This is a genomic window from Deltaproteobacteria bacterium (genome assembly GCA_019310525.1).
In the GTDB taxonomy this organism is placed as follows: Bacteria; Desulfobacterota; DSM-4660; order Desulfatiglandales; family HGW-15; genus JAFDEE01.
Map to the genome: position 1 here is coordinate 1 of JAFDEE010000117.1, position 10,650 is coordinate 10,650.

The 10,650-nt window shown below is 47.9% G+C and carries 12 protein-coding genes and 1 tRNA gene; 10 read left to right on the forward strand and 3 right to left on the reverse strand.

Annotated features, from left to right (window positions below; all coding sequences use genetic code 11):
- The first annotated feature begins 239 nt into the window (after positions 1-239).
- Together JRF57_15435 and JRF57_15440 are read left to right on the forward strand one after the other, a co-directional pair.
- On the forward strand, positions 240-437 hold the full coding sequence (locus JRF57_15435; protein ID MBW2305094.1) for a hypothetical protein: 198 nt from the start codon (positions 240-242) through the stop codon (positions 435-437).
- Positions 438-775: 338 nt separating this feature from the next.
- A complete protein-coding gene (locus tag JRF57_15440; protein MBW2305095.1) occupies positions 776-1,645 on the forward strand; it encodes an HDOD domain-containing protein in 870 nt (289 codons plus the stop codon).
- 150 nt (positions 1,646-1,795) lie between these two features.
- On the opposite strand, the gene JRF57_15445 is transcribed toward JRF57_15440, so the two are convergent.
- Positions 1,796-2,446 carry a site-2 protease family protein gene (locus tag JRF57_15445; GenBank protein MBW2305096.1) on the reverse strand — a complete coding sequence of 217 codons (651 nt, stop codon included), beginning with the start codon at positions 2,444-2,446 and terminating at the stop codon, positions 1,796-1,798.
- 472 nt (positions 2,447-2,918) lie between these two features.
- Between JRF57_15445 and amrB the strand changes: the two genes are divergently transcribed.
- Both amrB and JRF57_15455 read left to right on the forward strand, forming a co-directional pair.
- Positions 2,919-3,782: an AmmeMemoRadiSam system protein B gene (amrB, locus tag JRF57_15450; protein ID MBW2305097.1), complete on the forward strand. Its 864-nt coding sequence runs from the start codon at positions 2,919-2,921 to the stop codon at positions 3,780-3,782.
- Positions 3,783-3,892: 110 nt separating this feature from the next.
- Positions 3,893-4,639: a HAMP domain-containing histidine kinase gene (locus JRF57_15455; protein ID MBW2305098.1), complete on the forward strand. Its 747-nt coding sequence runs from the start codon at positions 3,893-3,895 to the stop codon at positions 4,637-4,639.
- Between the two features lie 236 nt (positions 4,640-4,875).
- Here JRF57_15455 and JRF57_15460 read toward each other — a convergent pair whose 3' ends face one another.
- On the reverse strand, positions 4,876-5,400 hold the full coding sequence (locus tag JRF57_15460; GenBank protein MBW2305099.1) for a response regulator: 525 nt from the start codon (positions 5,398-5,400) through the stop codon (positions 4,876-4,878).
- A 438-nt stretch (positions 5,401-5,838) separates the two neighbouring features.
- On the opposite strand from JRF57_15460, the gene JRF57_15465 reads away from it, so the two are divergent.
- The 4 genes from JRF57_15465 to JRF57_15480 all read left to right on the forward strand — a co-directional run bounded on the left by JRF57_15465 (position 5,839) and on the right by JRF57_15480 (position 7,764).
- Entirely contained in the window at positions 5,839-6,039 is a 201-nt protein-coding gene (locus JRF57_15465; protein ID MBW2305100.1) for a hypothetical protein, read from the forward strand.
- Between the two features lie 48 nt (positions 6,040-6,087).
- Positions 6,088-6,276, forward strand: coding sequence for a CooT family nickel-binding protein (locus JRF57_15470; GenBank protein ID MBW2305101.1), 189 nt, complete (start codon positions 6,088-6,090; stop codon positions 6,274-6,276).
- A gap of 86 nt (positions 6,277-6,362) precedes the next feature.
- The gene (locus JRF57_15475) at positions 6,363-6,854 is read left to right on the forward strand and encodes a metallophosphoesterase (protein ID MBW2305102.1); all 492 of its coding nucleotides are present in this window, start codon (positions 6,363-6,365) and stop codon (positions 6,852-6,854) included.
- Positions 6,855-6,996: 142 nt separating this feature from the next.
- A complete protein-coding gene (locus tag JRF57_15480; GenBank protein MBW2305103.1) occupies positions 6,997-7,764 on the forward strand; it encodes an NAD-dependent deacylase in 768 nt (255 codons plus the stop codon).
- An 18-nt stretch (positions 7,765-7,782) separates the two neighbouring features.
- Here JRF57_15480 and JRF57_15485 read toward each other — a convergent pair whose 3' ends face one another.
- On the reverse strand, positions 7,783-8,631 hold the full coding sequence (locus tag JRF57_15485) for a PAC2 family protein (GenBank protein ID MBW2305104.1): 849 nt from the start codon (positions 8,629-8,631) through the stop codon (positions 7,783-7,785).
- Between the two features lie 143 nt (positions 8,632-8,774).
- Here JRF57_15485 and JRF57_15490 point away from each other — a divergent pair, with 143 nt between their 5' ends.
- Together JRF57_15490 and JRF57_15495 are read left to right on the forward strand one after the other, a co-directional pair.
- Positions 8,775-10,184: a hypothetical protein gene (locus tag JRF57_15490; GenBank protein MBW2305105.1), complete on the forward strand. Its 1,410-nt coding sequence runs from the start codon at positions 8,775-8,777 to the stop codon at positions 10,182-10,184.
- 27 nt (positions 10,185-10,211) lie between these two features.
- Positions 10,212-10,288, forward strand: a tRNA-Arg gene (locus JRF57_15495).
- Positions 10,289-10,650: the final 362 nt, after the last annotated feature.

Here is a 10,650-nt window from a genome sequence, read left to right on the forward strand (position 1 = left end):
CAATCTTTTTTGCTGATAAGCAAAAAAATGTGTTGCAGCTGAGCTGCCTGCTCGACGAGAAAGTTGACCCATAGATGGGTGGGTTGTACGCCCCAATTCAACTCCAAAATCCGGCAAAAATTCCACTTTATGTTGTCTTGCCTCAGTTGCCCTCGCTACGTTTTTTAGCAACCTGTTAAAGACGCGCCCTGCTCCTGCCGATCTCATAGAGGAACATTCAAATGCAAGGGAATGGAATCATGGCTGAAAATTCATGGATGAACAACCACCGTGAGGAACCCACAAAATCCCTGTCCCCGGAACAGATAGTGCAAATCCGGAATTTGTGGAACAGCAGGGGAGTGGAGGAGATAGCAAGGGAGGTCGGAGTGAGTCTGGAGACGGTGAAAAGATTTACCAAGACCCACTATCTTTATTTCAACTATATCCGTTGCTAGGGTTTGCTTTTTGAAAATTCAGATTCATCAAAAGCCATTGATGAAAGATATAAACCCGGATTATGCAATTGCCAAGTTTGCCGAAGATGCAAGGCCGCAAGGCGCGAAGACGTACTTTCAGTACTTCGAACGCCTTACAACGCAGCAGATTCGGCAAAATCGGCAATCCCGAAGGGTGACGAATTTTGAATAAATTTGATGTTTCCTGACTGCAACCTTTTAGGTGAATGTAATCTGATCCGAAGAGATGCTCAACAGTCTATAATCATTAAATAAATGACTTCTTTCAAAATTTGTCATGCGTAATCTGGGATAAAAAAAAAGGAAGGAAAAACCCCGTGGGGTCGAATCGTGTCGAGAAAATAATTGAATCCATAGATACCCTTCCCCCTTTTCCTGACGTGGCAAGGCGGATCCTGGAAATCGCCGATTCACCCGATATAGGGGCAAAGGATATCCTGGAAATCATCCAGTACGATCAGGGTATTACCGCAAATTGCCTGAAACTTTGCAACTCAAGCTACTTCAGCCTTCCCGTCAAAATTTTCACCATTGAACAGGCCGTGGCTCTCCTGGGTCTCCAGAACATCGTGAAGATCGTTCTGGCCAATTGCATGGCCCTTTCCCCATACATGAAGGCCCAAAAAGGTTATGGTCTTCACCCTGGTGAGCTCTGGCGACATAGTGTTGCGACAGCTACACTTTCACAGCTGATCCTGAAAAAGGCCGGCAGGAGAGAGGATTCCGTTCTCTTTACGGCCGCGTTGCTGCACGATGTGGGGAAGCTGGTCCTGGACAGATACGTGGCTGAAAACCCGGCGGAATTGGCTGCATTGATTCGAAAGGCGGGATTAACTTTCACCCAGGCTGAAAAGGAGGTCCTCGGTATCGATCATGCGGAACTGGGCGGAATCATTGCCGAAAACTGGAAGTTTCCTGTAACCCTCGTCAATTCCATCAGGAATCATCACCAAAGCATGAAGGAGAAAATCATACCCAACATGGAATCATGGGTGAGGCTGAGCAATCTCATGTATTACGTTACTCTTGCTCACGAGTTTTGCTCGCACCATGAAGGAATCAGTTGTCGAATCAACGAATCCATACTTTTCCAGTTCGGACTAAAACAGGACCATGTCAATGAGATACTGTCGGAATTCCCCGATGAGGTGAAACTGGCTGAAGAGTTATTGAAAATAGCTATTTAGTGTCCATCCATAAATGGTGGATTTTCGCAAATAAATTCTGTGGCTTTCTTCTTTCGTTAACTCAATATAGAAACCCCGGCCTTGAGAGCCGGGGTTTCTATATTGGGCAAAAAAGGCGGGCCGGGAAAAAAGGATCGAATTATTGGATTATCAATGTATCATCCCGAGCAAACGGTAAACGTTCTCACCTCCAAAGAGGCGTGCCAGGAAAGTCATAGGGACACCTAGAATGAAGTTAAAAATACCGATATGGGTAACGTTTTCCAGCAGGATAATTCCCAAAAGGAAAAAAGGACCATACCGCTGAAATGAAAGGTACTTTCTGCGCGTCTCGCCATGAAGCAGATTCTCCAGGACATGGGATCCGTCCAGGGGAGGGATGGGGATGAGGTTAAAAAGTCCAAGACCCAAGTTCATTATAAGCAGATAAAATAGGACCTTGAGGTAGATTTCGTTGGGAATGAAATAGAACCGGAGGAAAATGCCGGTTACAAAGGCCGCCGCCAAATTCGCAACCGGTCCGCTCAGGGCCATGAGAATGGTGTCTCTCCGGATATTTTTGAAATAACGGATATTTACCGGGACCGGCTTCGCCCATCCGAAATTGAACAGGAAAAGACAAATGGCCCCAATTGGATCTATATGAGAAAGGGGATTCATGGTCAATCGCCCCGCCCTTTGGGCGGTGGGATCGCCCAAAGAAAGGGCGGCCTTTCCATGGGAATATTCGTGAATCGTTATGGCGAAAAGGAGGACGGGAATCCTCACGATCCATTCCGTGATGTCGGTTAGCATGTTCATATCGTTGGATCCCTTCAAAGCATCATTGATCTAAAGGCCTTCCATTTTCCCATTTCCATAATCCGGGAAATTTGTGTATATTAACACCTAAATTGAGCGATCCCGAAGGGTTTCAAAATTTGATGATTTGAAAAATATACGTATGCCATGCCCTTGACCTTACAGGTTATAATACCTTGTCGGATACTACCATGAACTATTTTTTTGATATATCTAAATAAAAGGATCTCATCAAAATTTTGAAACGCTCAGTTTAGGTAGTGCCCATCCATAAACAGGCAATTTTGTTCAAGGTCAAGGAAGGCGAAGATTTTAACCGCCCTGCTTGCCAAGGTTGGTGAGGAGTCCGGCAACAGGCAGATTTTCCGGTTGCTTTTTTGCTCCAAGATACTCCTATATATTATATCTCCAAGGTCTGAATTCAAGCTCGCTTTTTCGGAGACTCCGGATGAAGGGGCCGGGGAGGGGAATGATGGCTGTTCGAAAACCCGATTTAGCCGGCAGTTGGTATCCAGGAAGCGCTTCGGATTGCATTCGGGCAATCGAGGAATTTTCAAGGAACGGAATATCCTGTCCGGACACCGGGAGAAGGCCGATAGGGGGCATTGTGCCCCATGCGGGATGGTATTATTCCGGCAAAATTGCCTCCGGTGTAATTCGGTGTCTCAGTAAGGCTCCCAAAGCTGAGACAGTGGTTGTTTTCGGCAGGCATCTTCACCCTTCGAGTCGGAATTACATCATGAAAGAGGGTAGCTGGTCAACCCCGCTAGGTCCCCTTGATATTGACTTGGAACTCGCAGAAAGACTCACAGCCGAATTTCTTTTCGAAGTGGAAACTGCCAGCCGCTACGAGCCGGACAATACCATAGAAATCCAATTGCCCTTTATCAAATACTTTTTACCCGAAGTCCGTATTCTCCCCATCGGCGTCCCGCCGGCTCCCATCGCATTGAAGATCGGGGAAAGGGTAGGGGAATTGGCCGAGGAACTCGGCAAGTCCCTTCTTGTCCTTGGCTCCACCGACCTCACCCATTACGGATACAACTATGGATTCACCCCTCGGGGTATCGGCGAAAAGGCCCTGGAGTGGGTAAAAAACTCCAATGACAAGATGATCATTGATCGAATGCTTGAAATGGATGCCGAGAAGGTTATCCATGAGTCCCTGAAAAATCACAATGCCTGTTGCGCTGGTGCGGTCGCTGCCGCGATCACCGCTTCAAGGCGCCTTGGTGCAGATCACAGTGACCTTCTTGCCTATGCCACAAGCTACGATATTCGGCCTGACAGCAACTTCGTCGGCTATGCCGGGATCCTCTATTCCTCGGTAGAGTAAAGGGGAGATATCGCTTGCCATCGAGGCTGGATTTATAATGTTCCCGGGTATGACGCTGGTTCCCAGGGAGAACAGATACGGCACGGGCAGGGGAAGGGAGTTTTCGCGAAATGGATATCGGGAAAAACAGGATTAAATTTGATTTCTTGATACATGATTTAAAGGTCCCTTTAGCGGTCATTGAGGCAGGTATCCTTTCCCTGCTCCAGAAAAGAGAAAAATATGGTGCCTTGAGTGAAAAACAGGAAAGGGTGCTCAAGAGAGTATTGAGGAACGCTATCATTACCCGTAGACTCGTAAACGATGCCCTTGAGTTGGGGCGATCTGCAAAAGGGATCATTCATAAGACAGAATTCACCCTATCGAGCCTCCTGGAACAGACTCTCCTGGAAATATTCGATTTGACGGATCATGAAGCGGCCGAGCGCATTCGTGCCAGCAAGGATCTTGGAAAACTCCGGGATGCGATGAAAGACCAAGGGATCATCCTTGAGATTGAGGAGAGCCTCTGGCGGGAAAAGGTTTCATTGGATGAGAGTAAAGTCAAGCAGGTTTTACGCAACCTCCTCAACAATGCTCTGAAGTACCGAAAACAATTGGTCGAATTAAAGATCAGCAAGGGAGAAGGCTCGCTTTTCATCTCTGTCAGTGATGATGGAGAAGGGATCCCCCTTGATTATCATCAAAAGATTTTCGAATGCTATTTCCAGATGGACATGCAGAAAGATCACTGCGTAAGGGGCCATGGACTCGGGCTTGCCGGAGTCATGGTCCTGGTGGAAGACATGGGAGGTGAGTTGACCCTGGAAAGTGATACGGGAAAAGGGGCCACCTTTTCCGTCAGAATACCCATATAAAGGGTCCTTGTACCTTAACGAGACCCTTGAAAAATGTTCAAATTTTATTCAAGGTCAAGGAAGGCGAAAATTTTAACCGCCCCGCTTGGGATGCCAAGCGGGACAGGCATCTATACATTGAAGTATTTCGAGGATTAAAATTTAAGCCTGACGCAGAGATTGGGAAAAAGAGGACGTTTTTCAAAGGTCTCTTAACGGCAAACCCAAAGGGACCTATTTTTAAGAAGGGGATTAAATCACAATATTTTTTCTACATCTTCTTTGGTGACAATCACCCTGCTCTCAAAATCTTTCCAAAACGCCCTGTCTTTTTCCTTCCACCCTTCACCGAATTGTTTGTCAAAGAATGGTTTCAGGCGGGCGAACCAACGCCCCTTCTTCCCCTCACCCTTCTCTTGCTCCTCAAGGATGTCCCTGACATAGACGGAGATTTCAGGAAGCTTATCTTTGGGCACATAGGAATGTGCCCCTTCTTTGATGGACCTGACGAGATTGTCGGGGCTTAGGGCGTGGGCGGTCAACATCAATACAGGGATGCCTTTTTGGGTGGCTATCCGCAGCAGCTCATAGCCGTTTACCCCCATAATATCGAAAATACAGAGGTCATAAGTATTCTTATCAAGAAACTTTTTGGCGGTCTCAAAACTAGGGGCCGAGTCAATGAGACACATGCTCAACATGTCCTCGATGGTTTCAAGGACATCAGGCTCGTCATCGACAACCAGAACCTTCTTTCCCTCAAGGATATCATCTGCCTGCATTTTGATTCCTCCTTTCCTGTGAATCAGGGCCCGGTGAAGAAGGGTAAAGGGTCAACAGGGGAGAGACCTGTTTGAATATTAACGGCCGTTCATTGATTTTTTGGAACCTACAGGTTTCGAGTCGATAAGGATGTGAACAGGTGGATATTAAATGATGAATAGTTTGGAGGCCATGTTCACGCCCATGAACATGACTGAATTTCATTTGATCTTAGCCTTGGAAGGCCTCGCAGTCAACCGATTTGTTCATGCTGGGGAATGTTGTTGTTGGAGGATGTTCGCTGCGTTTCAAGATTGTAGCCTGTATTTTTCCTTCTGGCGATGCTGTCTTTATCGCGCTGGACTCAGGAAAGGAGGAGGGGAGGGTGGTTTACCTTGAGAAGGGGTTGGTACTTGTGTTATTATTCGTCCTATCTCAATGGAAAGAAGGAGGCCGATATGGATTTCATCGAAAAAGCGAAGATTCGGCTCCAACACTGGATCAGTCATAATGAACATCACCTCGAGGAATACGAATTGTTCGCTGAGCAACTCGAAAGCGAAGGCAACGCCCAAAGTGCCGGTCATATCAGAGAAATGGTAGACCTGACAGCCAAGAGCACCGATTGTCTCCGCAAGGCTTTGAAGGCCCTGGACTAATAAGCCGGAATTTACATTAATAAAGGCTTTTTGGGAGGATGTCCGGTTATGTGTGAGGCTCATGCCTATTTACTGAAGAACGGGGTAGAGGAGTTGGTCCTGGAAAATGTCGACGAAGTCGAAGTGGAAGGGGACCAGGTGAAAATGATCAACATCTTCGGCGAACAAAGGATCCTGTCCGCCAGGATAACCAAGTATCTCAGCAGGGAGGGCAAAATTCTTCTTTTGCCGGCCTGAGACTTCCGCGCCCAGGATTGCTCATATAAGCTACAAGTATTTCCAAAAATTGAGGTTTCATCTCAGCTTGAAAGAGACGGAGAGAGTTGTGGAGTGCCATGAGGATCGGGTTGATTTCCGATACCCACGATAACGTGCCGGCCATTGAAAAGGCGGTGGGTTTTTTTAGTGCTGAGGCAGTCGATCTAGTGCTGCACGCTGGCGATTATGTATCGCCTTTTTCGTTTAAGCCGTTTCTGGACCTTCCATGCGAAATAATTGGAGTATGGGGGAACAATGACGGGGATAAAATCGCTCTTGATCGAGTGAGCCAAGGCCGAATCAAGACCTCTCCAAGTGTGGAAACTTATGCCGGAAAAAAGATATTGCTGGGGCACCATTTCGAGACCCTGGACGCCCTGGTTTCCAGTCAGGACTATTACCTCATAGTTTACGGACATACACACCGCCCGGAGATTCGAAGAGAGGGGAAAACCCTGGTGGTCAACCCCGGCGAATGCGGCGGATGGCTTTACGGAAAATCTACGGTGGCCGTTGTGGACCTGGAAGACCAGAGGGCTGATATCATCGAATTGTAGAGAGCCCCCGCATTTTTCCGCTTATTCAATGATTATTATTGACCCCTTCAAGCGGGTCCCTGGTTTGAACCTGCCCTGAGAGATTGGACAAAGTTAGGCGTTTTGCAAAGGTTTCAAGCCTTATCCCTAAGGGAGATCTATAATGAAAGAGCTCATTCAGCGCGCAGCAAAGGCTGTCACTGACTCAAAAATGACCCTGGCCTTGACGGGGGCCGGGATATCGGTTGAATCGGGAATCCCTGACTTTCGAAGTGCCGGCGGACTCTGGTCAAAATATGACCCTGCTGAATACGCCACCATCACGTCCTTCATGGCAAACCCGGAGAAGGTTTGGAACATGTTAAGCGAGATGGATGAACTGGTAGCAGGGGCCAAACCCAACAGGGCACACATCAGCATGGGGGAATTGGAAAAGCTGGGGTATCTCCATTGCATCATTACCCAGAATATCGATAACCTCCATCAGGCTGGGGGGGCGAGGAACGTCATTGAATATCACGGAAATTCAAGTACCTTGTCTTGTTTGTGGTGTCATAGAAAATACAGGGCGGAGGAAAAGAGAGGGGAAACCCCGCCCAGGTGCGAATGTGGAAAGGTATTGAAGCCGGATGTGGTTTTTTTCGGGGAAGCGATTCCGCCCGACGCCCTGAACCGTTCCTTCCAATTGGCTTCATCCGCAGAGGCGCTTCTCATCGTGGGAACTTCGGCTCTTGTTTCACCCGCGAATACCATACCATCCATAGCCAAACAGGCAGGTGCCACTATCATCGAGATCAACAAGGAACGCACCCACCTCACGGACAGCATCACAGATATCTTTTTACAGGGAGAGGCCGGGAAGGTGGTTTCCGATCTCCTGGAGGAGGTCAAAAGGATTTTGCAACGGGAAGGCCGGTCCCTTGGCTCGTGATCGATCGTGGGGGACGATTCACTTGGGTTTGATGAAATCCTCCAGGCGGATCACCTTTTTCCCCTTCTGGGTTCCACTCAATGTCCCTCTTCCTTTGGCTTTTCGCAGCTCTTCGAGCATCCCCTGCAATTCCGGGTTTTTTTCAATGAGTCCCTGTATCTGACGGCTCAGTTCCTGCCATGTGGCCTCCAACTCATCGGTATCCAAGGAAAAACCTCCCCAGGAAGACAGGAGCCCACCAAGATGGGAAAGGAGCCCGAAGTGAGTCGTTCCCTGCAGGTAATAGGGACAGTGGCACCAGAGGCTGACACAGTCAAAGCCCTGTTTCTGTGCCATAGAGTGGATGGTTGAATGGATGGCGCTTGGACCTCGGTAATTGATGGGTTTGACATTTATTTTCTCGAGCGAGGCCAAAAGGTCATTGCTTGAGGCAATGGCAGAAACCACTTTGTCGGTGTGGAGAACGTTGTCGTACATGCTTCCAAGACTGACCAGGATCCGGATTCCAAGCTTGGAGCACAGAGAAAGGATGGTTTCAACATATTGAAACCAGTGAAGACTTGGTTCCACCGCCTTGAGGATAACTATGTCTCTACCGCTTCCCTTGGCGACGTGGAATGAACTTTCCGGTGGTTGGAGCTCTTCAAGGAATCCGTTTTTGATCTCGACTAGAGGACGGTTTTCATCGAATCGATAAAACAAATCGGGATTGATCTTACCGAACAATCGCGCTTCCAATTTCTGAATAAGGTAATCCACCATGCCACGGGAGATATCCAGTGCATTTCCCCAGCCCTCGAAACCTGCGATGAAAAGTGGATCCTTGAGCCGGGGTAAAAAATCGATTTTGATGGCTTCTTTGTTCATGATCAGGAGTCTGTCATTGGAATATTGGAATGTCAAGGCATACTCTATTATTTTTATTGACAAAATCGAAAAAAGTCCTAAAGTAACCAATTTCAAAAGACTCTTTCCCGAATACCCAAGGACTGGAAAGGGAGGGAAAAGCATTGTCCATTGAAATTGAAGGATCCGCGCTCGTCAAGGCATGCCGCGACATGATCGAGACGGTGCTTTTTTGTCTTCCCAACGCATATAAGGGAACGATTTACCGCATCGGAAAACCACCGGATCTTGTAGCGGAACGCATCACCTCAGGGGTAATGGACCGGGAGAGGAACACCATATCCTGGGGACTGCCCGAACTTTCGGAGTACAATCCTCCCGGTAAGGCATGGAATGATTATCGTGACGATCCCAGCCGACCCTTAGAGGCCATGGGCTGGTGCGTGGAAAAACAGAAAAGCTGGACCGCGGAAGACCCTGTAAGGGACCAGCGGAGTGTCAGATTGCAGGTCGAAGGGATTTACGAGGATTATCACCATATGGAGCCTGTGTTGGTCCACAAGTCGGACCTTCACCTGGACCTTTATCCGGCGATGGAATTCCCTCGAAACTACAATGGAAGTGTTATTTGGAAAGATAGTGAATACGTGGTTGTCGCCGTCATAAAGATCCATTTCAAGCCCCAGACCATCACCATCGGAAGCCCGGAAACCAAAGTCATCAAAAGACTTTCCCGCTCCCTTGGCACGGAACTCCTTTCCTATCAATTGCGTCAGGATTCCATGAATGCCATTCAGCAGTTGGCGAAGGACAGGCTGAATGCATGTAATATACTTGCCGACTCCTTGCGAAACGCCATCACCAAGTCCGGTTTGATTTTTTCGCTCGTGAAACTGGAGATCAGTCGACTGCGGGATCTTTGGGAAGAGACACTTTTAAAGGACCGTGGAGAGAAAAGCCGGAAGAGAGAGGCCATCCGGAACCTCAATGAGACACTTGAAGAGATGACTGAAGAATGGGATCCTACATGCAGGGAACTGATAAACGTTCAAAATAGATTCCTGGAACTTACCCTGTCTCCCGAAAAGGCGGAGAATTGGATCGAAATGCAGATCGTCTGCCGGTGGAAGGTCTTGTTGGACAAAAGAGCCCCGAGTGAAGACATGAGACGCGGTGTGTGGGAGAATCTAAAGAGATTGAAAGATTCCTTGCGGTTTGGACAGGATCCGGAAATTGTCGCCAGTTACTGCGGAATGCCGGAGGATTTAAAGAGGGAATGGGTTCGTTTGCTCTATAAGGATTATGACCATTACAGCGCTCCGATGCTCGATCGAATGATCGATCTGCTTTCCAGGAAGGAACTCAGTATTCCCTCGAAAGAAAAGTCCCGCAAGACACTTATCCAGTTAAAAGCACTCGCCGAAACAATGAATCAGTTGGAGCATAATACCAATTTCCTTCTGCGTCAGGTATTGAATGGCGGAAGCAACGGCCTGATTAATGATCTGTTGAACAATATCTCCAGTGCGGACAAGGAATATTCGGACTATCTCAAGAATGCTTATGTGTCTTGAAACACCCAGGGAAAAAACGATTTATTCGCGCCTGTAGCTCAGCTGGATAGAGCAGCGGACTTCTAATCCGCAGGTCCGGGGTTCGAATCCCTGCAGGCGCGCCAAAAAAATATCAAGGGCCTCGGCCCTGTTGATTCGGAGCGAATCGAAATGAACGGGCTTTCGGCAGGAGTAAATGTCGAAGGCCCGTTTATTGTTTTATTCGGGGAAAAGAAGCATCTTGGCCCCAAGGGCTGGAAAAATCAGTTTCTCCGGCGCACCACAATCTGCGTCCGAGTAAGAATACCTTGCGACCTCAACCTGCGTTGAAAACATGGTTGCATCCGTCCCCCCATTCATGACAAGATTACTTCCTGAATCTTGCACGCGACTTTGCCAAAATATAGAAAACCATCTGGGCATCCTATTATAATGGGAGTTGACAAACAGTCACCCAAAAGACAGGAGGTACCCAGATGGTAAAATC